At 64.8% G+C, this 25,237-nt stretch carries 25 protein-coding genes and 1 pseudogene; 14 read left to right on the top strand and 12 right to left on the bottom strand.

Features of this window, described 5'->3' with window-relative positions; genetic code table 11:
- Window positions 1-14: 14 nt before the first annotated feature.
- The 8 genes from IAQ70_RS05995 (at window position 15) to IAQ70_RS05960 (ending at window position 9,581) form a co-directional block, all read left to right on the top strand.
- On the top strand, window positions 15-410 hold the full coding sequence (locus IAQ70_RS05995) for an FKBP-type peptidyl-prolyl cis-trans isomerase (RefSeq protein WP_056340002.1): 396 nt from the start codon (window positions 15-17) through the stop codon (window positions 408-410).
- Window positions 411-525: 115 nt separating this feature from the next.
- Window positions 526-2,511: a helix-turn-helix transcriptional regulator gene (locus IAQ70_RS05990; protein WP_190988388.1), complete on the top strand. Its 1,986-nt coding sequence runs from the start codon at window positions 526-528 to the stop codon at window positions 2,509-2,511.
- Between the two features lie 10 nt (window positions 2,512-2,521).
- Entirely contained in the window at window positions 2,522-2,878 is a 357-nt protein-coding gene (locus tag IAQ70_RS05985; protein ID WP_190988387.1) for a hypothetical protein, read from the top strand.
- A gap of 32 nt (window positions 2,879-2,910) precedes the next feature.
- Complete coding sequence (tatA, locus tag IAQ70_RS05980) at window positions 2,911-3,201, top strand: Sec-independent protein translocase subunit TatA (RefSeq protein WP_190988386.1); 291 nt, start codon at window positions 2,911-2,913, stop codon at window positions 3,199-3,201.
- Between the two features lie 48 nt (window positions 3,202-3,249).
- Complete coding sequence (tatC, locus tag IAQ70_RS05975; protein ID WP_190988385.1) at window positions 3,250-4,044, top strand: twin-arginine translocase subunit TatC; 795 nt, start codon at window positions 3,250-3,252, stop codon at window positions 4,042-4,044.
- Window positions 4,045-4,068: 24 nt separating this feature from the next.
- Window positions 4,069-6,993: a DEAD/DEAH box helicase gene (locus tag IAQ70_RS05970; RefSeq protein ID WP_190988384.1), complete on the top strand. Its 2,925-nt coding sequence runs from the start codon at window positions 4,069-4,071 to the stop codon at window positions 6,991-6,993.
- An 84-nt stretch (window positions 6,994-7,077) separates the two neighbouring features.
- The gene (locus tag IAQ70_RS05965; RefSeq protein WP_190988383.1) at window positions 7,078-8,733 is read left to right on the top strand and encodes an amidohydrolase; all 1,656 of its coding nucleotides are present in this window, start codon (window positions 7,078-7,080) and stop codon (window positions 8,731-8,733) included.
- A gap of 104 nt (window positions 8,734-8,837) precedes the next feature.
- Window positions 8,838-9,581, top strand: coding sequence for a polyprenol monophosphomannose synthase (locus tag IAQ70_RS05960; RefSeq protein ID WP_190988382.1), 744 nt, complete (start codon window positions 8,838-8,840; stop codon window positions 9,579-9,581).
- Window positions 9,582-9,735: 154 nt separating this feature from the next.
- Here the strand turns inward: IAQ70_RS05960 and IAQ70_RS05955 are convergent, their stop codons facing one another.
- The 4 genes from IAQ70_RS05955 to IAQ70_RS05940 form a co-directional block, all read right to left on the bottom strand.
- Window positions 9,736-10,083 carry an RNA polymerase-binding protein RbpA gene (locus IAQ70_RS05955; protein WP_003802221.1) on the bottom strand — a complete coding sequence of 116 codons (348 nt, stop codon included), beginning with the start codon at window positions 10,081-10,083 and terminating at the stop codon, window positions 9,736-9,738.
- Between the two features lie 274 nt (window positions 10,084-10,357).
- Entirely contained in the window at window positions 10,358-11,299 is a 942-nt protein-coding gene (locus IAQ70_RS05950; protein ID WP_190988381.1) for an SPFH domain-containing protein, read from the bottom strand.
- 57 nt (window positions 11,300-11,356) lie between these two features.
- A complete protein-coding gene (locus tag IAQ70_RS05945) occupies window positions 11,357-11,821 on the bottom strand; it encodes an NfeD family protein (RefSeq protein ID WP_190988380.1) in 465 nt (154 codons plus the stop codon).
- 102 nt (window positions 11,822-11,923) lie between these two features.
- Window positions 11,924-12,811, bottom strand: a complete 888-nt coding sequence (locus IAQ70_RS05940; RefSeq protein ID WP_190988379.1) for a putative RNA methyltransferase — start codon at window positions 12,809-12,811, stop codon at window positions 11,924-11,926.
- A 111-nt stretch (window positions 12,812-12,922) separates the two neighbouring features.
- Here IAQ70_RS05940 and IAQ70_RS05935 point away from each other — a divergent pair, with 111 nt between their 5' ends.
- Entirely contained in the window at window positions 12,923-14,911 is a 1,989-nt protein-coding gene (locus tag IAQ70_RS05935) for a S9 family peptidase (protein WP_190988378.1), read from the top strand.
- 11 nt (window positions 14,912-14,922) lie between these two features.
- On the opposite strand, the gene IAQ70_RS05930 is transcribed toward IAQ70_RS05935, so the two are convergent.
- Window positions 14,923-15,588 carry a peptide deformylase gene (locus tag IAQ70_RS05930; protein ID WP_190988377.1) on the bottom strand — a complete coding sequence of 222 codons (666 nt, stop codon included), beginning with the start codon at window positions 15,586-15,588 and terminating at the stop codon, window positions 14,923-14,925.
- A gap of 60 nt (window positions 15,589-15,648) precedes the next feature.
- On the opposite strand from IAQ70_RS05930, the gene IAQ70_RS05925 reads away from it, so the two are divergent.
- Entirely contained in the window at window positions 15,649-16,068 is a 420-nt protein-coding gene (locus IAQ70_RS05925) for a nuclear transport factor 2 family protein (RefSeq protein WP_190988376.1), read from the top strand.
- Between the two features lie 25 nt (window positions 16,069-16,093).
- Here IAQ70_RS05925 and IAQ70_RS05920 read toward each other — a convergent pair whose 3' ends face one another.
- Genes IAQ70_RS05920 through IAQ70_RS05910 form a run of 3 tightly spaced genes read right to left on the bottom strand, consistent with a single transcriptional unit; the run spans window position 16,094 to window position 19,152 of the window.
- On the bottom strand, window positions 16,094-17,236 hold the full coding sequence (locus tag IAQ70_RS05920; protein ID WP_190988375.1) for an FAD-dependent oxidoreductase: 1,143 nt from the start codon (window positions 17,234-17,236) through the stop codon (window positions 16,094-16,096).
- On the bottom strand, window positions 17,229-17,921 hold the full coding sequence (locus tag IAQ70_RS05915) for a class I SAM-dependent methyltransferase (RefSeq protein WP_190988482.1): 693 nt from the start codon (window positions 17,919-17,921) through the stop codon (window positions 17,229-17,231). The genes IAQ70_RS05920 and IAQ70_RS05915 overlap by 8 nt, the downstream gene beginning before the upstream one ends.
- A gap of 13 nt (window positions 17,922-17,934) precedes the next feature.
- Window positions 17,935-19,152, bottom strand: coding sequence for a type III polyketide synthase (locus IAQ70_RS05910; RefSeq protein ID WP_190988374.1), 1,218 nt, complete (start codon window positions 19,150-19,152; stop codon window positions 17,935-17,937).
- A gap of 735 nt (window positions 19,153-19,887) precedes the next feature.
- On the opposite strand from IAQ70_RS05910, the gene IAQ70_RS23290 reads away from it, so the two are divergent.
- The 4 genes from IAQ70_RS23290 (at window position 19,888) to IAQ70_RS05890 (ending at window position 22,239) form a co-directional block, all read left to right on the top strand.
- Complete coding sequence (locus tag IAQ70_RS23290) at window positions 19,888-20,427, top strand: tyrosine-type recombinase/integrase (protein WP_407682565.1); 540 nt, start codon at window positions 19,888-19,890, stop codon at window positions 20,425-20,427.
- Window positions 20,424-20,765, top strand: coding sequence for a helix-turn-helix domain-containing protein (locus tag IAQ70_RS05900; RefSeq protein ID WP_190988373.1), 342 nt, complete (start codon window positions 20,424-20,426; stop codon window positions 20,763-20,765). The genes IAQ70_RS23290 and IAQ70_RS05900 overlap by 4 nt, the downstream gene beginning before the upstream one ends.
- 61 nt (window positions 20,766-20,826) lie before the next feature.
- Window positions 20,827-21,669, top strand: coding sequence for a hypothetical protein (locus tag IAQ70_RS05895; protein ID WP_190988372.1), 843 nt, complete (start codon window positions 20,827-20,829; stop codon window positions 21,667-21,669).
- A gap of 264 nt (window positions 21,670-21,933) precedes the next feature.
- A complete protein-coding gene (locus IAQ70_RS05890; protein ID WP_190988371.1) occupies window positions 21,934-22,239 on the top strand; it encodes a hypothetical protein in 306 nt (101 codons plus the stop codon).
- A 44-nt stretch (window positions 22,240-22,283) separates the two neighbouring features.
- Here IAQ70_RS05890 and IAQ70_RS05885 read toward each other — a convergent pair whose 3' ends face one another.
- From IAQ70_RS05885 to IAQ70_RS23285, 4 genes and pseudogenes are all read right to left on the bottom strand, one after another.
- Window positions 22,284-22,505 carry a hypothetical protein gene (locus IAQ70_RS05885; RefSeq protein ID WP_190988370.1) on the bottom strand — a complete coding sequence of 74 codons (222 nt, stop codon included), beginning with the start codon at window positions 22,503-22,505 and terminating at the stop codon, window positions 22,284-22,286.
- A 436-nt stretch (window positions 22,506-22,941) separates the two neighbouring features.
- The gene (locus IAQ70_RS05880) at window positions 22,942-23,967 is read right to left on the bottom strand and encodes an N-formylglutamate amidohydrolase (RefSeq protein WP_190988369.1); all 1,026 of its coding nucleotides are present in this window, start codon (window positions 23,965-23,967) and stop codon (window positions 22,942-22,944) included.
- Between the two features lie 14 nt (window positions 23,968-23,981).
- Window positions 23,982-24,251 carry a hypothetical protein gene (locus tag IAQ70_RS05875; protein WP_190988368.1) on the bottom strand — a complete coding sequence of 90 codons (270 nt, stop codon included), beginning with the start codon at window positions 24,249-24,251 and terminating at the stop codon, window positions 23,982-23,984.
- A 333-nt stretch (window positions 24,252-24,584) separates the two neighbouring features.
- Window positions 24,585-25,150: pseudogene (locus IAQ70_RS23285) on the bottom strand (NAD-dependent epimerase/dehydratase family protein); the annotation flags it as partial.
- Window positions 25,151-25,237: the final 87 nt, after the last annotated feature.

The following is a 25,237-nucleotide window of genomic DNA, read 5'->3' as shown; positions in this document are numbered from 1 at the left end:
CAAAAGGAGCACCCATGTCATTTGGTCAGCGCGATTTCGACCGCCAGAAGCCCGAAATTGACTTCCCGCAAGGCGACGTCCCCACCGAACTCGTCATCACGGACCTGATCGAAGGTGACGGTGCCGAGGCCAAGAAGGGCGATACCGTCTCCACCCACTACGTCGGCGTGGCCTGGTCCACCGGCGAAGAATTCGATGCTTCCTGGGGCCGCGGCGCGCCGCTGGACTTCCGCGTCGGCGTCGGCCAGGTCATCCAGGGCTGGGACCAGGGACTGCTGGGTATGAAGGTGGGCGGCCGCCGTCGCCTGGAGATTCCTTCCGAGCTGGCCTACGGCTCCCGCGGCGCCGGTGGAGCAATCGGCCCCAACGAAGCATTGATCTTTGTAGTGGACCTCGTCGGCGTACGCTGACCGGGACACCGTAAGGTCACTGAAACACGGGAAAGCGCGGTAACAATCAGGAGCAGTTTTCCTGGTGTTGCCGCGCTTTCTGCTTTCCGTGGATGAGTTTAGTAACGTAGCCAGAGTGTCCGTATCCCGTACTGAACGCCTGCTGAACCTGCTGATAGCCCTTCTGAACACCAAGTACGGCCTGCGCCGCGCAGAGCTGCGGGTGAAGGTCTATCACGACACGTCCGGCAACGACGTCGCGTTCGGCCGGATGTTTGAGCGGGATAAGACCGACCTGCGCCAGTTCGGCTTTGATGTGGAGACCGTGACTGACCACGGGTGGAGCGAGGATGACCCGGCCACCACCCGCTACCGCATCGGCAAGGAATCCAACCGCTTGCCCGACGTGCAGCTCAGCCCGGGGGAGTGGACCGTCCTCCTCCTTGCCTCCCAACTGTGGGAGCGCGCCGCGCTGGGAACCGCAGCCGCCAACGCCCTCCGCAAGCTCCAGGCCTCGGGCACGCTCTCCGACGTCGAACTTCCCGTGGGCGTGCAGCCGCGGATCAGGCCGGCCGGACAGGCGTTCGATGACGTGGTGGCGGCCATGCACGCCCAGCACCCGGTCAGCTTCCCCTACCTGGCCGGCACCACGGGGAAGGAAGAGCAGCGGACGGTGGAGCCATGGGGCCTCGGCAGCCGGTTTGGCCAGTGGTACCTGACCGGCTTTGACCGGTCCCGCCAGGCGCCACGTCATTTCAGGCTTTCCCGCTTCACCGGCCCCGTCTCCGTGCTGGACAAGGAAACCTACTCGCCGCCGCCGAACTTCAACATCCGCGAGGAACTGGACCGGCTTCCCGAACTCCCGCTCCGCACCGCCTTCGTGGACGTCCGCGAGGGCCGCCTCCTGGGCCTGCGAAGGCGCGCGACGCCGGTGCCCGCCGCTGGCGCGGGAGCGGCCGACGGCGGCGACGAGCGGCTGCAGGTGGACTTCAGGGACGTTGAGGTACTTGCCGAGGAGCTTGCCTCCTACGGACCGGACGCCGTGGCCCGTGAGCCCGAAGAACTGGTCGCGGCCGTGCGGCACCGCCTGCACAACGCTGCAGCCTTCTGCGCGGCGCCGGTGCCCGACTATCGGTTCGCCGACTCCCCGCGCGGCCGGTCCGTCCGGAAACGCACCTCTGAGGACCAGCTCAAACGGATGCTGCAGCTGGTGCCTTTCCTGGTCCACAACCAGGGCCTGCACATCCAGGACGTCGCCGCCCGCTTCGGGATCACACCCGCCGAGCTGGAAAGCGACCTCCGGATACTCATCTGTTCGGGGCTGCCCGAGGGGTACCCGGACGACCTTCTGGACATTCACTGGGAGGAAGGCCACGTCTTCATCACCCAGGACCTGGACCTTACCCGGCCGGTCCGCTTCACCGTGGACGAAGCCTGCGCCCTCCTGACCGGCCTGGAGACACTCAACGGGCTGCCTGAACTTGCCGAGGGCGGCGCCCTGGAGTCCGTGACCCTCAAACTCATGGCAGCGGCCGGGGAGGAGGGGCTGCGAGCGGCTTCGCTGGCCGGTCCGGAAGTCGGGCCCACGGATTCGGCCGTCCTGGACGTCGTCCGGAACGCCATCCAGGACAGGTCCCAACTGCGGCTGGTGTATTTTTCCGCCCAGCGCGACCAAGTCTCCGAACGGGACGTGGACCCGCTCCGCCTGTACTCGCTGGACAACACCTGGTACTTCGAGGCGTACTGCCACTCCGCCGGGGGCTTGCGGAACTTCAGGCTGGACAGGGTCCAGGACGTGCGGCCGAATGGCCGACCCGCCTCCACACAGATCCGGCCTGGGGAAGGGTTCCCGGCCAAGTTGTTCACGCCGAACGACGACGACACCACCGTCCTGGTCCAGCTCACCAGACAGGGCGCAGGGCTTGCCGACGACTACTACGCGGAAAGGGTGGCGCCCCTGCCGGACGGCGGGCTGGTGGCCGAGATTCGGTTCGGCAACACAACCTGGCTGCCCATGTTCGTGGCACAGCATGGCGGCGCCGCCCGGATCCTCGAACCTTCAGGGCTTGCGGCTGCAGCGCGGAGCTGGATCGAGGCGGCCCTCGCGCGGTATGGCAGTTAGACTCGTCAGCATGCCTTGGTGGTCTTGGATCCTGATCTGGATAGCGCTTGTTGCGGTGTCCCTGCTCTTTTATGTCCTCCTGGGCATCCGGCTGTACCGCCAGGCCATGGCAGTGATGAAGGACCTTGGCGCGGCCGGTACGAAACTCGGGCACCTGGCACCTGCCATGGCCTCACCCACCACCGGCGGGCTGCAGCGTGCCGCGCCCGATCAGCCGGGTGCCGCCGTTTTTGCCTCGCCTGCCCAGATGCGACATGATTACGACGCATCCAAGTCATCCCGCCGGGAGAACCGCCGCCAGAGGCGCGTACAGCGAAAGAGCGACCGGGGACAGCCCCAGTCACTTCGCGATCTGGATCTCAGTTAGACGTAGGATGTTGTTAGAGGAAAGGAATTCCCGTGGGAAGACTCTTTGAAGGCCCGTGGCCAATTGTCATTATCATCGTCGTTGCGCTGTTGCTCTTTGCTGCGCCCAAGCTCCCTGCCATGGCGCGTAGCCTTGGGCAGTCCATGCGGATCATCAAATCCGAAGTCAAGGAAATGAAGAACGACGGCAAGACCGATTCCACCGACACCGAGTCGGGACCCGTGGAAGGCAAGATCGTTAATCACCCGCAGGCGAAGCCTGCACCGACTCAGCCCGGTGAGCCGACCAACGGCACCGACGTTCCGCCGTCGAACCGCGCATAACGCAAAGTGGCACTGACGCGGGGCCGTAAATCCAACCCTGAGGGGCGGATGGCACTTTGGGATCACCTCAAAGAGCTCAAGAACCGGCTGATCAAATCGGCAATTGCTGTGCTGCTCGCTGCCGTGGGCGGCTGGTTCCTTTACGACCCCGTCGTCACTAGCCTGTCGGCTCCGCTGATTTCCATCGCGCAGGAGACCGGCCGGACGGCCGTCCTTAACTTTGCGACCATTGCGGACCCGTTTGCCTTCAAGATCCAGATCGCCATCCAGATCGGGCTCGTGATTTCCAGCCCGGTGTGGATCTACCAGGTCTGGGCGTTCATCACTCCCGGGCTGACCAGGAAGGAACGGGGCTACACGCTCGGCTTTATGGCCGCCGCCGTACCGTTGTTCCTTGCCGGCGTCTTTGTGGCCTGGCTGGTGTTCCCCACGGTAGTCCGGGCCCTGCTCCAGTTCACGCCCCAGACCGGTGCCAACAACATCTCCGCCACCGACTACCTCACATTTGCCACGCAGATGCTGCTGATCCTTGGCATTTCGTTCCTGGTGCCCGTGATTCTGGTGGGCATCAACATGGCCGGGGTGGTGCGGGGCCGGACCATCCTCAAAGCCTGGCGGATCATCGTCTTCCTGGTCTTCGTCCTGGCCGCCCTGGCAGCACCGGGGACGGACGCCTTGTCCATGTTCCTGCTGGCTGCCCCGCTGCTGGTCCTGTTTTTCGCGGCGATCGGGCTGTGTATTGTCAACGACAATCGCAAGGACAAGCGGCAGGCCAAACGGGCCGCCGAGACGGACGCAACAGCCGACATCGCGACCCCCGGCAGTGAACTGAATAACCTGTAGCGCGCAGCGCACTAGGCTTGAAGCATGTCCTCTATTTCCGGGCCGCTCTCGCCCTCCGAAAGTTACCGGGCCAGCAGGGAACGCACAGCCGAGGCGCGCTCGTACCTCGGCGGGTTCGTCCGCACCCTCGACTTTGAGCTGGACGAATTCCAGCGCCTCGCCTGCCAGTCCCTCCAGGAAGGCAGGGGAGTGCTGGTGGCCGCACCCACCGGCGCCGGCAAAACCATCGTCGGGGAATTTGCCATTTACCTCGCACTGGAGCGGCATCTCAAGGCGTTCTACACCACGCCCATCAAAGCACTGAGCAACCAGAAATTCACCGAACTCGCTGATAAGTACGGGGCAGAGAACGTCGGGCTCCTGACGGGTGACACCAGCATCAATGGCGACGCCCCTGTGGTGGTGATGACTACAGAAGTCCTGCGGAATATGCTGTACGCCGACTCCGCCACCCTGGACGACCTCGGCTTTGTGGTCATGGATGAAGTCCACTATCTCGCGGACCGTTTCCGCGGTGCAGTGTGGGAGGAAGTGATCATCCACCTTCCCAGTGAGGTCCAGGTTGTTTCGCTCAGCGCCACGGTGTCGAATGCAGAGGAATTCGGGGCGTGGCTGGACACCGTGCGCGGTGACACCGACATCATCGTCTCCGAGCACCGGCCGGTGCCCCTGTGGCAGCACGTGATGGTGGGCCGGGAAATTGTGGACCTGTTCGCCGGGGAAACCACCTTCGATGAAATCGCGCCGCCGGCCGATGCTAAGACAGGTGCACCCCTGCCGGTCCGGGAAGAGTTGGAGCCGGCACGGGATTCCGCCACCCGCGGTGGCGCAGCCGGCCGGGGGTTCGAGGTCAACCCTGATCTGCTGGCCATGGCCCGCAGCGAAAGCCAGGAGAGCTTCCGTGGGCGGTTCGGCCACGGGGGGCGGAGCCAGCGGCGGCAGCAGAGGCAGCGGTCGGACGGGCGCCCTGCGCAGGGGGCCCAGCCCGGCGAGGTTCGGAGGGCCAGCCGGCCCCAGGTGATCGCCAGCCTGGACCGGCAGGACCTGCTGCCGGCGATCACGTTCATTTTCTCCCGGGCCGGCTGCGACGCCGCCGTGGCCCAGTGCGTGTCCTCGGGTCTTTGGCTGACCACGGAGAAGGAGCAGCGGATCATCGCCCGGCGCGTTGACGAGGCCGGGCAGGACATCCCGTCCGATGATCTGGACATCCTCGGCTTCTGGACCTGGCGGGAAGGCCTGCTACGGGGCTTCGCCGCCCACCACGCGGGCATGCTGCCCACCTTTAAGGAAGTGGTGGAGAAACTCTTCGTCGAGGGCCTGGTCAAGGCTGTCTTCGCCACCGAAACTCTCGCGTTGGGCGTGAACATGCCGGCCCGCTCCGTGGTCCTGGAGAAACTGGACAAATTCAACGGCGAAGCCCACGTGGACATCACTGCAGGGGAATACACCCAGCTGACCGGACGGGCCGGCCGCCGGGGCATCGACGTCGAAGGCCATGCCGTTGTCCTCTGGCAGCCTGGTACGGACCCCGCGGCGGTGGCAGGCCTTGCCTCACGCCGGACGTACCCGCTGAATTCAAGCTTCCAACCCACCTACAACATGAGCATCAACCTGCTGGCCCAGTTCGGCAGGTCCCGCGCCCGGGAAATCCTCGAGTCCTCGTTCGCGCAATTCCAGGCGGACCGCTCCGTGGTGGGCCTCGCCAAGCAGGTGCGCAGCAGGGAAGAGTCCCTCACGGGGTACGCCAAATCCATGACGTGCCACCTGGGCGACTTCACCGAGTACGCCCGGCTGCGCCGCGAACTGTCCGACGCCGAAAACGTCACCTCACGCACCAAGTCCCGCGCCCGGAAGTCCCTGAACGAGGACTCCCTTGCCCGGCTGATGCCCGGTGACGTCGTTGACGTGCCGGGAGGGCGGGCTCCCGGGCTGGCCGTTGTGCTCAGTTCGGACCACAGCGGCCGGGAGCCGCGGCCGGCCGTCCTGACACTCGACAACCAGCTTCGCCGGATCGGCACCGAAGACCTGGAAGGTCCCATTTCTCCCCTGACCCGGATTCGGATTCCCAAGGCGTTCAACGCCAAAGTCCCCAAGTCCCGGCGCGACCTCGCCGCGTCGGCACGCAATGCCTTGCGCGAAAACCGGCCACCAGCGCCCGGACGGAGCACGGACTTTGGACTGGGCAGTGTCATGCCCAACCAGGAGAAACGGATCACGGAGCTGCGCCGGGCACTCCGCGCTCACCCGTGCCACGGCTGCAGCGAGCGTGAGGACCATGCCCGCTGGTCAGAGCGCTGGTGGAAACTGCGCCGTGAAACGGACGGTCTGGTCCGCCAGATTCAAGGCCGCACCAACACCATCGCCAAGACCTTCGACCGGGTGTGCGACGTCCTCTCGGCCTACGGCTACCTGGAGGCCGGTGCAGATGGCCGCCTGTCCATCAGCACCGACGGCCAGCGCCTCCGCCGAATTTATGGCGAAAAGGACCTCCTGATCTCGCAGTCACTGCGATTGGGTGCCTTCGGTGACCTTGACGCCGTCGAGGTTGCAGCCCTGGCGAGCGTGCTGGTCTATCAGGCCAAACGCGAGGACAGGGGCCTCCGCCCGCGGATGCCGAGCATCGCCCTCGAAACGTCCGTGGACCTCGTGGTCCGTGAATGGTCGGCACTGGAAGACGTGGAAGAACAAAACAAACTTCCGCTGACCGGTGAACCGGAGCTGGGGCTGGTGTGGCCCATGTACAAGTGGGCGAAGGGCCGGCACCTCCAGGAGGTGCTGAACGGCACGGACCTGGCGGCAGGTGACTTTGTGCGCTGGGTCAAGCAGGTCATCGACCTCCTGGACCAGTTGGCCAAGATTCCCGGCCTGGATCCGCGCCTGGCCCGGCTGTGCTCGGAAGCCATTTCCCTGGTCCGCCGCGGCGTTGTGGCCTACTCCTCGGTCCTGTGAGGCAACAGCCGGCAGGCCTTCCAAAAAAGAAGTTTTCACGTACCGGCAGCATTTGCTGCGTCCCTTATCCAGGAGCTTTGCCCCATGACTGAACGTTCCACCGTGCCCGCCCCGTCCGAACGGAAGGTGGTCCTCTACCGCAACGGCTCGGTGTACTCCGCAGCGGATCCGCTGGCCACCGCCATGGTGGTGGACGGCGACACCGTTGCCTGGGTGGGCTCCGAACAGGCAGCGTCCTCGATTGCCGACTCGTCCATGGAGATCATCGATCTCCACGGTGCCCTCGTCGCGCCGGGGTTTGTGGACTCGCACGTACACCTCACGGAGACCGGTATTGCGCTGGATGCCCTGCAACTCGGCGGTGTCCGTTCCGCCCGGCAGCTCCTGGACGCTGTGGCTGCTACCCGGGGTGAAGGCCCGGTCCTGGGCCACGGCTGGGATGATTCCGCGTGGGAGGATCCCGCACTGCCCACCGCCGATGAACTGGAACAGGCCGCCGGCGGCCGTCACGTCTTCCTGTCCAGGGTGGACGCGCACTCGGCCCTGGTGTCCTCCTCGCTTGTTGGCGCTGCCGGGCTGGCCGGCCTCGACGGCTACGACTCGGGCCCGCGGGTCCTGCGCGCTGCGCACACTGCGGCACGCCAGGAGGCGCGGCGCCTTCCCGACTCCAGCCTCCGCGGCTACCAGCAGCGGGCCCTTAGGGAAGCGGCTGAAAACGGCTATGTGGCCGTCGCGGAGATGGCGGCGCCCCACATCAGCGGAGTCGCCGATCTTCGGCTCGCCGCCGCATGGAACACTGACGCCGCTGAGGGGGCCGTGCCGGAAGTGCTTCCGTACTGGGGCCAGCTGGCCACCTCGGAGGAACACGCCAGGCAACTGCTGGACGGGCTCGGTGTCCCCGTTCGGGGCCTCGCTGGCGACCTGAACATTGACGGTTCCCTGGGTTCCCGGACGGCAGCCTTGCGGGACGACTACACGGACGCGCCGGTGGAGCGCGGCAACCTCTACGTCACAGCCGCGCAGGCCGGCGCCCACCTGGCAGCCTGCTCCCTCCTGGGCATCCAGGGCGGTTTCCATGTCATTGGCGACGCCGGGCTCGACGCCGCGCTGGAGGCTCTGGAGCTTGCCGCTGCGGAAGTGGGGGAGCAGCGGATCCGTGCTGCCGGTCACCGTTTCGAGCACGTGGAACTGGCGGACGCCGGCGCCGTGCAGCAGCTTGCACGGTACGCGGTCACGGTCAGCGCCCAGCCCCGCTTCGACGCGGAATGGGGGAACGACGGCGGGATGTACCAGCAGCGCCTGGGTGACCGCAGCCGGTCCATGAATGCATTCGCTTCGTTCTATTCGGCCGGCGTTCCCATTTGCTTCGGGAGCGACAGCCCGGTGACGCCGCTGCGGCCCTGGTCGAGTGTGCGTGCCTGCCTGGAACACCACAACCATGACGAACAGATCTCTGCGCGGGCAGCCTTCCTGGGACACACGCGGGCCGGCTGGCGTGCAGCCAGGTACCAGAACCCGATGGCCGGACAGCTGGTTCCGGGCGCGCCGGCGAGTTTCGCTGTGTGGGACGTTGAAGAACTGATGGTCCAGGTGTCGGACGGGCGCGTCCAGTCGTGGAGCACGGATCCGAGGGCACGCACGCCCCTGCTTCCCGCGCTGGACACCGGCACCGACCCGGCTTGCCTGCAGACCGTCAGGGACGGCCAGGAACTCTTTTCCAGTCCGGCGCTGCGTTCCTGATCCGATGCGCAGGTCAGCGCCCTATAATGGGTAGTTGCGCCTGCAGCCAGCGACTCAGCTGATGATCAGGTGCTCCAACCGCTCCCGTCCAGGAAAGGCCCTTTGTGCGCGTCCTTACCATTATTCCGACTTACAACGAGCTGGAATCGCTGCCCAAGACCCTCCAGCGCCTGCGGGCAGCCGTACCCGCCTCGGACGTACTGGTGGTGGACGACAACAGCCCCGACGGTACCGGGCAACTGGCGGACAGCTTCGCTGCCAACGACGCACAGGTTCACGTCCTTCACCGCAAGGGCAAGGAAGGCCTCGGCGCCGCCTACATTGCCGGGTTCAAGTGGGGCCTTGACGCTGGCTACGAGGTCCTGGTGGAAATGGATGCCGACGGCTCCCACCAGCCCGAACAGCTGCCGCAACTGCTGGAAGCCGTCGAACAGGGCGCAGACCTGGCCATGGGTTCCCGCTGGGTCCCGGGCGGCAGCGTGGTCAACTGGCCACTGTACCGGCAGGCGATTTCACGCGTTGGCAGCACCTACGCACGGCTGATGCTGGGCCTGAAGATCAAGGACGTCACCGGTGGTTACCGTGCCTTCCGGAGGTCCACGTTGGAAAAACTCAACCTCGACGCGGTCGATTCGGTGGGTTATGGCTTCCAGGTGGACCTGGCTTGGCGGGTAGCCAAAATGGGCCTCAGGATCGAGGAGCGACCCATCACGTTCGTCGAACGCGAGCTGGGCGCTTCCAAAATGAGCGGCAACATTGTGGTTGAGGCCATGATCAACGTCACCCGGTGGGGCCTGCAGGCACGCTGGAATAAGCTCCGGGGCAAGAAGGAGTCGGCCCGGGGCTGACCCCGGTCCGCTCGCAGGGCGGCGAGATCTCTCCTCAACGGAACTTGCGGTGAACACAGAAAGGGCCGGCCCGGCAACGTGATCCACGTTGCGGGCCGGCCCTTTTCAACTTGTTCGGTGTGCCTCGGTCAATGAGGCTGTGACCGCCAGTGGGTCAGGCGCTGCGCCGTTCACCGCGGCGTTCGCGCAGGATGGTCAGCCGGTCCTCGAGAATCTGCTCAAGCTCCGGGAGGGAACGCCGTTCCAGAAGCATGTCCCAGTGGGTGCGGACGGCTTTTTCGTTGCTGGTATCGGGACGTTCGCCGTCTACCAGGAGCGCTTCTTTGCCGGTCTTGGAAACCCACACAGGAGGAATTTCAGCCTCAGAAGAGAACGTGACAAAAACCTGTTCGCCGTCCTCGCACCGGTATTCCACACGCTGACGCGGGGCCGGCTCGACGCCGGACTCGGTCTCCATGCTCTGCGCGCCAAGGCGCATACCCCGCAGGCTGCGATCGCTCATGTTTTCTCCCTCTGGTCGGTTCGCGGAGCAAGGGCCCCACGCAAGCCGGTGCAATACAACCGCCCCGGACTACTGTGTGCACTGTGCTGCATCTTTAGATTCAACGCATTGCGAAGCATTCTTGTTCCAGCGGATCTGGTCCGGCCGGACAAACACTCAATTATACCGGTAGGTTCCCCCGGCGCCAAACGCAGCGAAGAGCCTGGGTAACAGCGGGCAAAGGCCGCGACGCCTGGTGGCGGCGCGGCCCGTGCCGGCAAATTTCGGGTCAGGCTCAGGGCTGCTTGGCAGGTTCCTCGTCGAAGAGTCCGCCGCCGGAGCGCGGATCAGGATTGGTACCGCCGAGCGCGTTGCCAATACCCTTCAGTGCTTCCCCGACTTCGCTGGGAATGATCCACAGCTTGTTGGAGGAGCCTTCCGCGAGCTTGGGGAGTGTCTGCAGGTACTGGTAGGCGAGCAGCTTCTGATCGGGGTTTCCCTTGTGGATGGCGTCAAAGACCTTTTGGATGGCCTGCGCTTCACCGTCCGCCCGGAGGATGGCCGCCTTGGCGTCACCTTCTGCCGCGAGGATCGATGCCTGCCGCTGGCCTTCGGCCGTCAGGATGGCTGACTGCTTGGTGCCTTCGGCGGTGAGGATCGCGGCGCGGCGGTCGCGCTCGGCCCGCATCTGCTTCTCCATCGAGTCCTGGATCGAGTGCGGCGGATCGATCGCCTTCAGCTCAACGCGCGAGACGCGGATGCCCCAGCGGCCGGTGGCCTCGTCCAGGACGCCGCGCAGCTGACCGTTGATCTGGTCGCGGGAAGTAAGGGCCTCTTCGAGGTTCAAGCCACCAACGACGTTACGCAGGGTGGTGGTGGTGAGCTGTTCGACGGCCTGGATGTAGTTGGCGATTTCGTAGGTGGCCGCGCGCGGATCGGTGACCTGGAAGTAGACCACCGTATCGATGGAAACCACCAGGTTGTCTTCCGTGATAACCGGCTGCGGCGGGAAGGAGACCACCTGTTCCCTGAGGTCCAAGAGCGGCAGGAGCCGGTCCACAAACGGGATCAGGATAGTGAGTCCCGGGTTGAGGGTGCGCTGGTATTTACCAAGACGCTCAACGACGCCGGCCCTCGCCTGCGGAATGATCCGCACCGAACGGACCAGAACAATAATCACGAATACGATCAGGACCACCAGCACAATGGCCAAGGCGACTCCTCCTGCGTTATCCATACATCTCCCTATCCCCAATTATTAGGCTGTATCCAACACTGTTAGTGACGCTAAAAACTACGACGGGTCCGCTTGCTCCTCCGGCGCGGACACCACGGCCGTGGCACCGTCGATGGCCGAGACCACGGCCTTTTGGCCGGCGGGCAGTACAACGCCGGCGGAGCGGGCGCTCCACACATCGCCGCCGATTTTCACCAGGCCGCCGGTGGAGCTGACTGCTTCCATCACCAGGGCTTGCTCGCCGATCAGCCGGTCCACGTTGGTCCGCTGTTCGGCGGGGCCCTTCTTTAAGTGGCTGAGGGCGACCGGGCGGACGAAAGCGATCATCAGCAGGGACACCACACAGAAGACCACTATCTGCAGCCACAGGTCAGCGCCGGCAAAATCCGCAACGATGGCGGCGAGTGTTCCGCCGCCGAGCATGATGAAGAACAGGTCAAGGGTGATCATCTCGATCACCGCGAACGCGAGGAAAGCTGTGAGCCACAGAGCCCACCAGTTTTCACCGAGCCATTCAAACATTCCGTCCCCCTTGACCATCCGGTAGCTGTCTATTTATCCTAGACCGCCGGAAAGCCGCACGGCAGGTGGCCAGGAAGGGGACCAGGGAACGTGGCCAAGTCGTTACTCTGGGCGCCGTGCCGGGCGAAAAACGGTGAGCCGGAACAGTGCGTTAACTTCGGAGTCCGGCTCCCGTGTGTCCAGTTTGGCGGCAAGCGCCTCGCGATCCAGATGATGCCCGGCCGGTCCCATGTACGCCAGGTCAGCCATCTCCCTCGGGGTCAGCACCAACCGGATGTCAACGTCGCGGGCGGATTCCGGCAGGAAGTAGGGCGCGAGAGACTCTGCCAGCCGGGCATCCTTTTGGTCCTCGATGGACAGCATTCCGGCCAGCGCCGCCAGTGAGGCCAGATGTCCCGGCCGCGGTGTGACCACCACCAACCGGCCGTCGGGGCGGAGGATCCGGGCGAATTCGGAGGCGTTGCGGGGCGCGAAGATGACAGTCACCACGTCGACGGCGGCGTCCGCCACCGGCAGCGGCTGCCACACGTCGCAGGCCAGGTTGACGGCCTCCGGGTTGAGGCGGGCGGCTCGCCGCAAGGCGAATTTGGAGATGTCGAGCGCTACGGCGGTGACGTCGTCGCTGACCCGCCTGACGTCGTCGAGCACTACCCGCAGGTAGTGGCCCGTCCCGGTACCCGAATCGAGGACCGTGAAGGGAGTCCCGGCGGAGACCCTGGCGGCGACGGCAGCGGCGACGGCCTCAGCCAGCGGGCGGTAGTGCCCGGCGTCGAGGAAATTGAACCGGGCCGCCACCATGTCCGCAGAGTCAGCTTCGAACACCGTGCCCTTGCCCACCAGCAGGTTGTAGTACCCCTGCCTGGCGGCGTCAAAACTGTGCCCGGCTCCGCACACCAGTGCCGGACGGGACCCTTCCCCGGCGAGGGGACGGACCGTCAACTGCTCGCCGCACAGCGGGCAGCGCAGCGGCGGGGGAGGGGAGGAGGGCATAGCCACTATCTTAGGGCGGTCCCGGACCCGGCGCCTTGCAAGGACCGACGCGCATGGCCCGACGCGGGCGGCCCGATGCGCCGCGGGTGGGCGCAGGTTAGGCTCACGTGGGTGAAGCCAGAACACCTAGCGCTGTTGAATTCCGTTTCGCCGCCGGCAGTGCATCCGGACGGAAGCCGGGCTGTTGTGTCGGTGAACAGACCGGATCTGCAGGTCGATTCATATGTTGGTCAGTTGTGGACTGTCCCGTTGGATCAGGAGAAGCTGCCGCGTCGGATCACCCGGGGCTTCCGGGACACCGCGCCGGCCTTTTCGCCAGACGGACTGGTTCTCGCCTTCCTTCGGACCGACGGGCCGTCGTCGAAAGCGCAGCTTTGGGTGGTGGAGGCCGATGGCGGCGAACCGCAGGTCCTCACCGACAGGCTTCTGGGCGTGGAGACATTCTCCTGGTCCCCGGACTCACACCGGATAGTTTTCAGCTCGCGCGAGCCGGAGGCCGGACGGTACGGCTCCGCAGCCGACGTCGGGGCCGAGGCAGAAGAGCCGCGCCTGATCTCCACCTACCAGTACCGGCTTAACGGCGTTGGCTACACCCGCGACAGGCCCCGGCAGCTGTTTGTGGTGGAAGTCCCCGGACTCGGGGGCGAGCCTGATGCGCCCCTGCCTGACGCCCGCCAAGTGACCTCGCTCGCCACGGATGCCGGCACCGGGACCTTCAGTGCTGACGGGTCCGCGGTCTATTTCACAGCGTCGCTCCACGACGACGACGACGACGACGGGCTGGCCACCGCCATCTACCGGGTGCCAGGCGCAGGAGGCGAGCCCGTGGCCGTCGAAGTGACCGCCCCGATGGCGCAGTCAGTGGCGGACGTCCGCGAATCCAAGGATGGCGGATGGCTGTTTTACATTGCCCGGGACCTGGGCGGGTCCGGCAGGGACTTTGTGGCGCAAAACGCCGTGCTGTTCTGCATGCCCAGCGGAGGCGGCGAGCCGGTGCCGTTGACGGACCCGCAGATGATGGACGTTTCTGCCCCAGGCAGCCGGATTGAACTTCGCGGCCCGGACCGCGCCCTGGTCCTGAACAATGCGCAGGGCACCGTGGAGCTCCTCGAGTTGGGAGCAACAGGTGGGCATTCCCTGCCGGTGCACGGGGACAAGACCGTGACCGGAGCCGCCTGGGCGGGCGGGTCGCTGTTCGTGGCTTTTGCCGACCCTTCCACCTGCGGGGACCTTGCCGTGCTGGAAGACGGACAGCTGCGGATCCTGACGGACTTTTCGGCTGACCTGCGGACCAGGACGGACATCCTCGTGCCGCAGGAAGTCACCTTTGACGCGCCGGACGGCTATCCAGTGCACGGCTGGGTGGTGCGGCCGGCCGGTCAGGGACCGCACCCTGTCCTGCTGAACATCCACGGCGGTCCGTTTACCCAGTACACCGTGGCTCTGTTCGATGAGGCCCAGGTGTACGTGGCGGCCGGGTACGCGGTGCTGATGTGTAATCCGCGGGGCTCCGCAGGCTACGGCCGGGACCACGGGCTGGCCATCAAGGGCCGGTTCGGGACGGACGACATGCAGGACGTGCTGGCGTTCCTCGACGGCGCGCTGGCGAAATTTCCAGCGCTCGACGCCGGGCGGCTGGGGATCATGGGCGGCTCGTACGGCGGCTACCTCACCGCCTGGACCATCGCCCACCACCACAGGTTCCAGGCCGCCATCGTGGAGCGGGGATTCCTGGACCCTGTCAGTTTTGAGGGCTCGGCCGATATTGGCTGGTACTTCGGCGGCGGGTATCTCGGTGACTCAGCGGATGCTCTGGCTGCGCAGAGCCCGCTCGGACATGCAGCCCAGGTACGGACACCAACCCTGGTGATCCACAGCGAAAACGATCTTCGTTGCCCGTTGGAACAGGGCCAGCGCTACTACACGGCGTTGAAGAGGCAGGGAGTGGAAGCTGAACTGCTGGTATTCCCCGGGGAAGACCACGAACTCTCCCGGTCAGGACGGCCGCGGCACCGGATGCAGCGGTTCGAGCACATCCTCCGCTGGTGGTCCCGGTTCCTCCCAACAGCCGCGAACCCCGCCGGGGTACCGCCCCGGTAAACGGCCGACCCTCAGGGATGCCCGTGCAGGAACCCCAGGGCGGCGCGGGCCTTGCCAATGCCCGGCTCAGCCCAGTTGGCGGCATACTCGGCGTTGCTGCTCAAGGACCTCAGCTCGGCACGGTCCACGTAAAGGGTGCCCTGCACATGATCCGTTTCGTGCTGCACGATCCGGGCCTGCCAGCCCTCGAATGCCTGCTCCCTGCCCAGGCCCTCAGGCGTTTCATAGTGGAGCAGCACCCGCTCGTGGCGCACCACCACGGCCTGCAGGCCGCTAAGCGAGAGGCACCCTTCAAAGAAGGCCGCCGTGTCCATGCCCAAGGGCGCATAACGCGGGTTGAGGATGGCCACGAAGTCCAGCGGCGTGCGGTGCCGCACGGCAGCCGCCTCCGGGTCGACGTCGAACTGGTCCTCAAGGACCGCCAGCTGCAGCGGAATCCCAATCTGGGGAGCGGCGAGTCCCACGCCTGGCGCCTCATGCATGACATTGCGCATGAGGACTATCAGCTGCTTGAGCTCGGTGTCGCTGATCTGGCCCTCGACGGCGGCGGCATGCTGGCGGAGCACGGGATGCCCGGCCTGCACGATGGGCGGCAAGGCACCTGCGGCCAGGATCTCCTGGACCCGCTCCCGGAGCTGCGCAGGCGTGAACGGAGTGGGCGGCGATACGGCAATCATGGGGAAAGCCTAACCGGCAGCAGACCTGCGGCAACGGCCTGGTCGGCTAGTGTCGATGCCATGGCAGACCTGAACCCGTCGGAACCCGAAGCACTGGAACGCGTCCTGGATTTTGTCCGGACCCTTGAGGCCGGAGGCGGCGGCGACGCCATCAGGCCGTTCCTCGCGGCGGATTTTCGCTTGTTCGAGGCGCCGCATCTGCTCGCTCCGGAGGGGTCCGCCCGTAGTCGGGAACAGGTGCTTGCAGGCGCCGACCAAAGCGGCGAGGTGGTAGCCGACCAGAAGTTCGAGATCCGGCGCACAACCTGCGAAGGCGGCCGCGTGGTCCTGGAGGCGGACTGGTCCGCAACCGTCCTGATGGACCTGAAATACTGGGACGCCGGCGAAACCATCCGCGCGCGCACCTCATCCGTTTTTGAGGTCCGCGAGGGCCTGATCGTCAGTCAGGACAGTTACGACTGCTACTTCCTGAATTCCTGAACCAAAGCCGTGCCGCCGCGGGCGGTCACTGCATGGTGAAGCGCCGGGCCACCAGCCTGTTCGCGGACGGAAGTCCGGCCACCGTGCGCAAGGCCAGATTCCGGAGGCCCAGGAGCGGCGGCGCAACGGGGCGGCCCAGGGACATGTTTACGCCCGCTTGCCAGCGTGCGCGGCGCGCGGCTTTCCGCCGCCGCGAGGCATAATCGTGGAGGTCACTGCCGACCGGCCTGCCCGCCAAGGCGGCACAGATAATCGGCGCCAACTCTGCCGCGTCGAGCCAGCCGAGGTTCATGCCTTGGCCGCCTATGGGGCTGATTTCATGTGCCGCGTCCCCTACGAGCACGGCCCGCCCCGCAAGTACTCTGCACGCCACCGACGACCGCGGACTGAAGGCGCTCAGCATGGTGTTCGTCGCCGGATCAGGCCGGACCCCGGTGCGGTGGTGAACCAGCCGGGACAGTCCGCGGGCGTCCACGTTAGCGGCGGGTCCGGCCGTGCGGACCACCCACCGGCGAAGGCCACCGGGAAGGGGAAAGGATTCCACTATCCCCTCGGCTTCCAGGTACAGGACAGCCTGCTGCTCGTGGCCACCAGCTGCTGCAAAATCACCCATGACGTAGTGGTCCGGATACGTTTTGGTGCTCACCGGCACGTGCAGCAGGCCGCGCACCGATGACCGGGCGCCATCCGCGGCGACAAGGAGCGGTGCACTCATCTGACCACGGGAACCACCATCCTCCGGTGCCGCGACCGCGACGGTGACCAGTCCGCCGTCGTCCGATACTTCCGTAACCCGGACTCCCCGGATCAGAGCGGCGGCGTCGAGGTCTTGGACGCGCTGTTCAAGTATGGATTCGGTGGTGAACTGGGGGAGGGACAGCACAAACGGAAAGCGGTCCGACACGGTGGCGAACGACATCGACCCGACGATCCTGCCGCGGCTCAGCGCAGTTCCGCTGCGGATCGGCACGCCGGCGTCCACCATGGCGCCGGCCACGCCCGCTTTGTCCAGGGCCTCGAGGGCAGGCGGGTGAATGCCGATGGCGCGGGAATGCTGTTCACGCTGGCGACGCTGTTCCAGGACCTGGACCTTCACCCCTTCCTGAAGAAGCAGGGCAGCGAGGTACAGGCCCACCGGCCCGCCGCCGACGATCACCACGTCAGCCATCAAGGTGTTCCGGACGATGGACGAGGACCTGGTGGAAGGGACGGTGGGGCTGGACGCGCCAGCCCGGGGGAGCGGCGGCGGTAAGTTCAGCCGGTGTGTAGCTGCGCCGGATGGAGACCAGGCCGTCGGAGCGGATGAACGACCCGCGGAAAGGCAGTGCCGCGAGTGCGAACAGTCCGTAGGCTGCGGCGCTTCGGCGCAGGTCATTATGCAGGCAAATGCGCCGTGCCAGGGTCTGGGAGTCTGTGAGTAACTGTGCCAGGCCCGACGGCTGCAGGTGATGGATGACGTGGTTGGAAATCACGACGTCGAACCGTCGCCCCTCGCGGACCAGCTCGCCGCTGCCCGCCTGCACGAACCTGACGTTTGCGTGGTGTGGGCGGCCGGCCGCGAAGTTGTGGGCTCTGCTGTCCGGGTCGATCCCGGTGACGTCGAGCTTCAGCCTGTCCCGTTGGGACCACTGGGCGAGCAACCGTGCCAGGTCACCTCCGCCGCTGCCGATGTCCAGGACGGTGGTGACGGTGCTTGCGGAAAGAAGAGGCCGCAGTTCCTGGACGTAAAGGAGCCTCCAGCCGGAAAAGAGGCGGTTGACCAGCGCGAACTGCCCGTACGTCCGGTCCAGTTTCACGGGATCGCAGTCGGGCGCGTCCATCAGTTCGACGGCATCCGCCGCCCGGCGCCGCATCAGCACCACCGGCTCAAACCCGCGAGGGGGCCGCCGCCCGGTCCTCGATCCGTTCCTCGCGGCGTGCGTTGCTTGGCTCGACAGCGCTCCCCGGCGCGCCGGCTTGGCGGATTTTGGTGAACAGCCCCGTTTCCACGGTGAGACCTGGACCGAACGCCATGGAGCAGATACGTTCATCGCCGTCCATCGGAGGCTGTTCCAGGATGTGCCTAAGAACGAACAGCACGGTGGCGCTGCTCATGTTGCCGAACCTCCGCAGTGTCTCCCGGGCGGGTACCAGCTGCTCATCCGTGAGTTCGAGGCGCGACTGGACCTTGTCCAGGATGCTCCGGCCGCCGGGATGAATGGCCCAGTGGCGGATGTCACGGTAGGGGAGGCCAAGCAGTGACTGGTCGCGGGACAGGAGCGGTTCGAGGGCGCCAATGATGTGGTCATCGATAATGTGCGGCACGTAGTTGCCCAGGACCATTTCGAAGCCGTGATCGCCGATGTTCCATGCCATGGACTCTTCGCCCACCGGAGTCAGGACGGTCTCGAAGTGGTCCAGCTGGAGCAGGGCCGGTGCGTCCGGAGAGTTCCGGGCGGTGACGATGGCGGCAGCGGCGCCGTCGGCAAACAGCGCGGAACCCATGATGGTGTCCGGGTCGTTGGACGTCCGGACGTGGAGGGAGCAGAGCTCGGCACAAACTACCAGGACCACGGCCTGCGGATCTGCCTCGCAGAACGACTTGGCGGCCCTGAGTGCCGGAAACGCGGCGTAGCAGCCCATAAATCCGAGGTGATAACGCTGGACAGCCGGGTCGAGACCCAGGGCGCGGACAATCTTGTAGTCGGGGCCAGGATTGAAGAACCCCGTGCAGGAAACGGTAATGACATGAGTTATGTCAAGTAACGTCAGATCCGGGCAGGCATCCAGGGCCGCCTGAGCGGACTCGATGAAGAGCTTCGTGACCTGCTTGGCGAAGATCTCGTTGCGTACCTTGGTGGACGGATTCAGCAGAAGGCCCGTGGCGGGATCAAAGAATTGCGGATCATCCGACCGGAAGGCCGTGGTCAATTCCTCGACCGCCGTGTGCCGTGTCTCGATGGCCGCCGAATCGAAACACGTGTTCACCAGGCGTGAGCCCAGCCTGGTCAGGCCGGGCTGAGCCGCGAAAACGTCCCGGGCTTCGGCCTGGACCAGCACTGTGGGCGGAACAGCAGTTTCCAGTGAGCGCACGTAGACCGTCATTGGTTCATTCTTGGCGAGCACCCGGGATATGACAATGGCTTGGCCTGCGAAAAGAGGTTCAAGGCGAGCTGCCTTTGTTCGGTGAACGGTCACCAATTGCCCCGCTTCAGCACCTGGTCAGTAACGCCGATAATCTACATTATGTAAAGTAGAAGTGATCCGATTGCAGAATCTGCAGATTAGGACCCGATGATACGACTCCCCCCTTTCCGATGCCTGGACATTGAAATGCGCGCCGTTACCGGGATCCAGGCCTGCTCGACGACGCGCCGGTAATCAGTCTGGCGCTGGAGCGGTTGACGGGTTCGAGGAGTCGCGAAGGGTCCGCCGGTTCGTGGACCACACGGGACATTTTCCCGGGGACTGGATCGTCGGTGATGCCGATGAGTTCTTCGCCCATGAGCGCTCGATCCTGAATCTGGCGTTCGCCACCATCCGGGCCTACCAAACTCATTTGAAGGTGTTCTGCGACTTCCTGACCGACCCGGTCTATGAGTGGGACAGGATCTGCAGTCAGGGGTTCGGCCGCTCCCCCGCCCAGATCATCACAGAGTTCAATCGGGCCCGCCACGCCCAAAACAACGAACAGGCACCGACGAATAGGACGTTCAGCCGGGCAGAGCTGCAGGGCTTCTTCGACCTTGCTGACCTCGAAGTTGAACGGGTCCTGGCCTCGGGGCGCAAGGGCGCGGTCGCCGCCTACCGGGACGCCACCGTGTTCAAAACGGCCTACGCCTGGGGACTACGGGCGAACGAGGTCACGCACTTGCAGACCGTGGACTTCGCCCGAAACCGACGGGCGCCCCAGTTCGGCGAGTTCGGCGTCCTGCAGGTCAGATACGGCAAGGCGCAGCGCGGCTCACCACCGAAGAGACGTTCCGTGCTGACGGTCTTCAACTGGTCTCCCGCTGTCCGGAGACGTGGACCCGGAGCGGCCTGCCTTGGCTGGCCCCGGCCGTCTCGGAAATCTTCCCCACTGCCAACGGCCTGCCGGTTCCCAAGTCCAACCTGCATCGACGCTTCCGCGACTATATCGATGAACTCGGCTATCCGCCGGGCCTGGACATCCATTCGCTGCGGCGGTCCTACGTCACGCATCTCTTCGAGCACTTCGGCTTCGACCACACCTTGGTCCAGCGGCAGGTCGGCCACGAACACGCCTCCACCACGTCTCTATACACCTTAGTTTCCAGCGATTACCAGACCAGCGAGCTCAACCGCGTGCTCGAGGACATGATTGAGAAGGCCGTCCGGCCCAAGGAGGAAAGAGAATGAAACGGGACATCGAATACCGGTGGCGGGCCCGGGAACTCATGGCACGGCACGGCATGCGCAACACCCGCGAACTCGTAGAACCCCTGCGGGAACGCGGGATCACCCTCTCCGAGTCGCAGATCTACCGCATGGTCAGCCAGAACCCCGAACGGAGCTCCTTCCAGTTCCTGGCCGCCCTCTGCGACATCTTCGGCGTCGAAGCGAACGAGCTGTTCACCTTCACGGCCGCCGATGCGAGGTCCAAACGCCAGAAGCAGGCCGCCGCCTCCGGGGAGAACGTCGTCCGGTTCGCTGACGCCTACAAACCCGTCAGGGCCCGGATCCTTGACGACGACTAGAGCCGGCACCCGCGGCCGACCCCGGTCCCAGGGCGACCACCGGTGCGACCGATGTGGGCGGATGGCCGCGAAGATCCGCGTAACCTGGCCCGACGGCGCCATCTGCGGGATCTGCTTCACCACCGCCCTCCGCACCCGAGGATCCTGCCCTGGCTGCGGCGAAGAACGGCTCCTTCCCGGCAAAGCCACCGACGGCACCGACATCTGCAGGGACTGCGCGGGCATCACCACCAACATGACCTGCGAGGGCTGCGGGACAGAAACCGAGAGATTTCGCGCCGGCAACTGCATCCGCTGCGTCCTCCGCGCGGACCTGGAGGGGATGCTCCACCCCCACGCTCCCCCGGATTTGAGCCTCAAACGCCTGATCGGAGTGCTCGCCGGCACAGGCAGGCCGGAGAGTGCTTACACCTGGATGCGCGGGGCCAACACCAACGAACTCCTCACCGGGCTCGGCAACCGCAGCATCGCGCTCACCCACGAGTCCTTTGATGCTCTTCCCGCCTCACGGTCAGTGGAGTACCTCCGGGAAATGCTCATCCATCACGGCATGCTGCCGGACCGAGACCGCCAACTTGCAGCGTTCGAACAATGGCCGGCCACCCGCATCCAGGACCTCGCCGAAACACCGAATATCCAGGCACCAATTGAACGCTTCGCCCGCTGGCACCGCCTCAAACGCCTCCGCCAAATGGCCAGCACCCGAAAGTCGCTGAACACTGCCGTCCGCTCCGCCAAACAGGAAATCACCGAAACGGGGAAGTTCCTTAAGTGGCTTTATGCGGAGCACGGGCTCGCAATGCAAGGCCTTAGGCAGGCGCACCTGAACCAATATCTGGGCGAAGGGCCCACGACCCGGTACGCCATCCGCACATTTCTCGTCTGGCAGATCAAGAACAAATAGATCGGCAGGCTGGAGATACCGCACCGCTACGGCGCCACCAAGCCGCTCATCACCCAACAACAACGCCTCGACCTCATACGCCAATGCATCGAATCCACAGGAGCCCCACTGTCGTTTCGGGTCGCAGGGCTCATCCTGCTGCTCTTCGGTCAGCCGGTCGGCAAGATCGCCGCCCTGCAGTGCGTTGACCTGCAGGCCCTGCCCGAGGGGCTACACCTGAGCCTGGGGAACATCCCCGTCTTGGTTCCGGCCCAGATCGCCCCTATGTTCTGGGACCACCTACACGACCGGCCCAACCAACAGACTGGCAATAAGGGGAGCCGGTGGCTCTTCCCCGGGACCCTGCCCGGCCAACACATCCACACCGACGCCATGATGGGCCAGCTCCGCGCCCTTGGTATCAACCTCGGCGGCGCATGGAACACCGCCCTGCGCAGCCTCGTGGAAGAACTGCAGCCAACCTTGGTCGCAAACGCACTCGGTTACAGCTACCAAATCATCCACAAACACGCCGCAGATGCAGGCGTCCCTATGGCCGGCTATGCAGGGAGAGGCTCGCTGCCCCGATGAGTCGTGTTCACCAAGCTACGAGCCGCGCCGATGGCGTCCTCGAGCTACGTCAGGAACGCGTTCAAAAGCACTATCGCAAGGCCAGCTAGAAAGAGAAGAGAGCAGAACAGCAGTCCCACGGTCTCCAATCCGCGGACCTGTTCACCGCGAAAAGGACCGCGAAGCCTCAGCATCCGCTCGATAATGACCGCCTGACGCTCGGCAATGCGCTTGCGAAAAACAAACCAGCCCAGACCGACGACCATCAGCACCACGCCCAGCTGCATTCCCGCTCCTCCGAAGCCACCACCAATAGCCCAAGACTGGTGGCCCCAGGCTCGACGCGTTGGGAGCCCCAATTGCGGAGAACGCCGCGGAATAGGACTCAGACTGATAAGTGCCATTCCCGCTTGGCGGGGAAGGGGGGTCCAAAAAGCCCTCCGCATGGCTGTGCACGAACGCGCCTAGGGAACACCGGACCGCTCAAAGCGAGAGTAGGCCCCCGGTCAATCCTCCCGAGCTCCTCTGGCGCGAAGTCCCGTTGAGAACCATTCCTTGACCTCGGCGTCAGTGGCGTCGGACAGGTCCAGAACCGTTGCCCCCAGCGTTGTCACGAAATTGGACGAAACCGATGCTCTCTATGAAGGACTGACCCGGGGGAAAAGATGGTCTTTGTGGCTGGTGCCGCGCAGCCGGGGTTAATAGAGGCCTTGCTCGCATCATCTAGATCATGGCAGAAGACCAGGAGACGGCTCCATGGCCTTGGAGCGGGTGCTGAGTGCGACTAAGAACCCCGTTGTCCAGCAGGAATCCGGTGATGGCATAAGCCATACCGATGCCCACGGTTTCGACCAGTTCGGGCTGTCCTGTCCTAGGCCTTAGGGAACCTAGACCCTCAAACTGGACCCCGTGCACCCGGTGGTCTTCGGACGGCGTAACGACGCCCCCCGGAAACGGTATAGGGTCGCGGCCCTCCCTGAAGGACTGCGCCCCATAGCGCCCGCCACTGATGAGGTTGCTGGTGCCTCCCGCTTCGGCCTTGTCCTCGGTTTTGGGATCGGGAACGGGTGGATGAACCGGGACCGGAAGTTTTTGTCGCTTCAAATGGGAGTGTAAGGACGCGTGCCCGTTATCGTAGACGAAGTCCCTGCGCGCATAGTAGCCGTACCCGGTGAAAACGACGAGGTCGTCGGTATTGCCTCGTCCGTGGACGTCGAAGAGCCAGGCCCGGGGTGGTGTAGGGGTCAATGCCGTGGTGGTGGCGCGGATCCTTGAGTGGAAGCAGTCATAGTATGACCTCTTGAACCGTTTGAACTCCTCGGCCCGAGGGAGATCCTCTGGAGATTTCTCCTCATCACCTGGCCGGTACTCTAGGCCGTTACTCTTCCACGTTGCCTGGTTCTGCCATGGGCGGTTAAGGTCCACATATTTGCGGTCGACCCGGTTGAGGAAGGCGTGCGGAACGAAACCCATGGCACACAGTGTCCGGACGAGGCCCAGGGAGATGTCCATGGTCCGTTGGTCATTGGTCAGTCTGGGCTTCTTGTTGGTGCTGGGATCCTCGACTCGTTCTCCGAACCGTTTCGCGTCGCGGGGAGTGGTCGCGGCGCCGCCTGCGTGCGGCGCGACGATTATCACCGGGCAATTTCCTTTCAGGTGCCAGAAGGCGATCTCGCCGTTGTGATCTTCCACCCCGACGAGGCCGGGGACTTCTTCCACACCTTCGAACGGGAGTAGTTGAGACGCCATGACTGCTTTCCCTTTCAGTGATGAAGGTTGAGGGCCTTAATCCATCGCCGGCCGCCGCGTTGCTCATACCAGATGTTGACCATCTTGTTGTGGAGGAAGGCGTCGCGGGCAAGGGCCACTGCGGCCATCTCCGAAGCAACGTTCTCCTTGTTGAGGTCGATGTAGTACGACTGACCGTCGGAGGCCTCGAAGAAGAACCGTTCGAGATCATTTGTGTCGGTGTCGTACTCGATGCGGGACGTGATCCATCGGACGTTCAGGTCGCGGATGACTACTTCAGGCAAGGCAGGTTCCTAACATGTGCTGGTGGCCGTAACCTCTAGCCAGCATCATTGAGGTCACCATGGACGACCAATTAGATCTTGCTAAGCGTTACTGCAGCGTTATGGGCTTAGAGCGCTGCCCCATACGCATTTGAATCACTTGATCTACGAGAAAAAGACCTAGACGCCAACCACGCCACGTTCGCGATCGCCGTTGCTGGCGACGGGCTCTACCAGCTGCACAAAGACGGACGAATCTGGCGCTACACCGCCTGGCTGGCACCACCACTATTCCTGCAAATGCAGGCTCCCCAGCGTTGGATAACAGTCCCATCCGTCGAACATGCAGAACGGGTCTACGACGTTGCCTATCGCGTGCCCGATCACCGTGTGCGCGCGGTGCACAGACCACGTGAACCCTTGGGCCGCCGCAGCGGCCCAGAGTTTTCTTCCTGCGCGTAGTAAAGTTCCGCACCCGCAGGCGCGGCTCCTCTTCGTGGAAGGGCGTGTCGGCCATCTCTCCGGCTTCGTACGCCTCGAAGGGTCCGAGGTAATGTTTGAGACCGGTCATCAGGGCAACGTGGGCTATACCCCTGCCCCATAGTGCAGCGAGGAGATCGCGCAGCATGCCGGCATTAACCTTGATGTTCTCCTCCTCGGTCTCACCCGCGACCACGCCGTGAAGTAAACATGCGAAGGAGCCTCCGGCTCGAGCACGCTGGTCAGCGACGCAGCCGAGGTCAGGTCCGCCGATAGCCACCGCACCCCGGGACGCTCCGCCCCCGGCTGCGGGACAGAGCAAGAACAGCCCACCCCTCCCCCGCCAGGGTCTCGACCAGGGCGGAGCCCGCGATGCCGGTGGCGCCCACTACCAGAGCCGTCCGCTGCGTTGTTGCCATTGTTACTGTGCCGATGGTCATGGTGCTCCTCTTGATATGTGCTCGTGCCGCAGATAGGCCCGACACCCTGGCGGGCCTGCACCTCTCCGGCACAGCTGCGGTCAGACC

Origin of the sequence: Pseudarthrobacter sulfonivorans (assembly GCF_014712225.1) — a bacterium.
Taxonomy (GTDB): Bacteria; Actinomycetota; Actinomycetes; order Actinomycetales; family Micrococcaceae; genus Arthrobacter; species Arthrobacter sulfonivorans.
Note: the sequence above shows the minus strand (reverse complement) of the source record. Positions and strands in the feature narration are given on the sequence as shown.

What these genes read in the sequence shown, in the direction of transcription:
- IAQ70_RS05995 (WP_056340002.1), top strand. Translation starts at nt 15, where the DNA reads ATGTCATTTGGTCAGCGCGATTTCGACCGCCAGAAGCCCGAAATTGAC.
- IAQ70_RS05985 (WP_190988387.1), top strand. Translation starts at nt 2,522, where the DNA reads ATGCCTTGGTGGTCTTGGATCCTGATCTGGATAGCGCTTGTTGCGGTG.
- tatC (WP_190988385.1), top strand. Translation starts at nt 3,250, where the DNA reads ATGGCACTTTGGGATCACCTCAAAGAGCTCAAGAACCGGCTGATCAAA.
- IAQ70_RS05970 (WP_190988384.1), top strand. Translation starts at nt 4,069, where the DNA reads ATGTCCTCTATTTCCGGGCCGCTCTCGCCCTCCGAAAGTTACCGGGCC.
- IAQ70_RS05965 (WP_190988383.1), top strand. Translation starts at nt 7,078, where the DNA reads ATGACTGAACGTTCCACCGTGCCCGCCCCGTCCGAACGGAAGGTGGTC.
- IAQ70_RS05955 (WP_003802221.1), bottom strand. Translation starts at nt 10,083, where the DNA reads ATGAGCGATCGCAGCCTGCGGGGTATGCGCCTTGGCGCGCAGAGCATG.
- IAQ70_RS05950 (WP_190988381.1), bottom strand. Translation starts at nt 11,299, where the DNA reads ATGGATAACGCAGGAGGAGTCGCCTTGGCCATTGTGCTGGTGGTCCTG.
- IAQ70_RS05945 (WP_190988380.1), bottom strand. Translation starts at nt 11,821, where the DNA reads ATGTTTGAATGGCTCGGTGAAAACTGGTGGGCTCTGTGGCTCACAGCT.
- IAQ70_RS05940 (WP_190988379.1), bottom strand. Translation starts at nt 12,811, where the DNA reads ATGCCCTCCTCCCCTCCCCCGCCGCTGCGCTGCCCGCTGTGCGGCGAG.
- IAQ70_RS05930 (WP_190988377.1), bottom strand. Translation starts at nt 15,588, where the DNA reads ATGATTGCCGTATCGCCGCCCACTCCGTTCACGCCTGCGCAGCTCCGG.
- IAQ70_RS05925 (WP_190988376.1), top strand. Translation starts at nt 15,649, where the DNA reads ATGGCAGACCTGAACCCGTCGGAACCCGAAGCACTGGAACGCGTCCTG.
- IAQ70_RS05920 (WP_190988375.1), bottom strand. Translation starts at nt 17,236, where the DNA reads ATGGCTGACGTGGTGATCGTCGGCGGCGGGCCGGTGGGCCTGTACCTC.
- IAQ70_RS05915 (WP_190988482.1), bottom strand. Translation starts at nt 17,921, where the DNA reads ATGCGGCGCCGGGCGGCGGATGCCGTCGAACTGATGGACGCGCCCGAC.
- IAQ70_RS05910 (WP_190988374.1), bottom strand. Translation starts at nt 19,152, where the DNA reads ATGACGGTCTACGTGCGCTCACTGGAAACTGCTGTTCCGCCCACAGTG.
- IAQ70_RS05900 (WP_190988373.1), top strand. Translation starts at nt 20,424, where the DNA reads ATGAAACGGGACATCGAATACCGGTGGCGGGCCCGGGAACTCATGGCA.
- IAQ70_RS05895 (WP_190988372.1), top strand. Translation starts at nt 20,827, where the DNA reads ATGGCCGCGAAGATCCGCGTAACCTGGCCCGACGGCGCCATCTGCGGG.
- IAQ70_RS05890 (WP_190988371.1), top strand. Translation starts at nt 21,934, where the DNA reads ATGTTCTGGGACCACCTACACGACCGGCCCAACCAACAGACTGGCAAT.
- IAQ70_RS05885 (WP_190988370.1), bottom strand. Translation starts at nt 22,505, where the DNA reads ATGCAGCTGGGCGTGGTGCTGATGGTCGTCGGTCTGGGCTGGTTTGTT.
- IAQ70_RS05880 (WP_190988369.1), bottom strand. Translation starts at nt 23,967, where the DNA reads ATGGCGTCTCAACTACTCCCGTTCGAAGGTGTGGAAGAAGTCCCCGGC.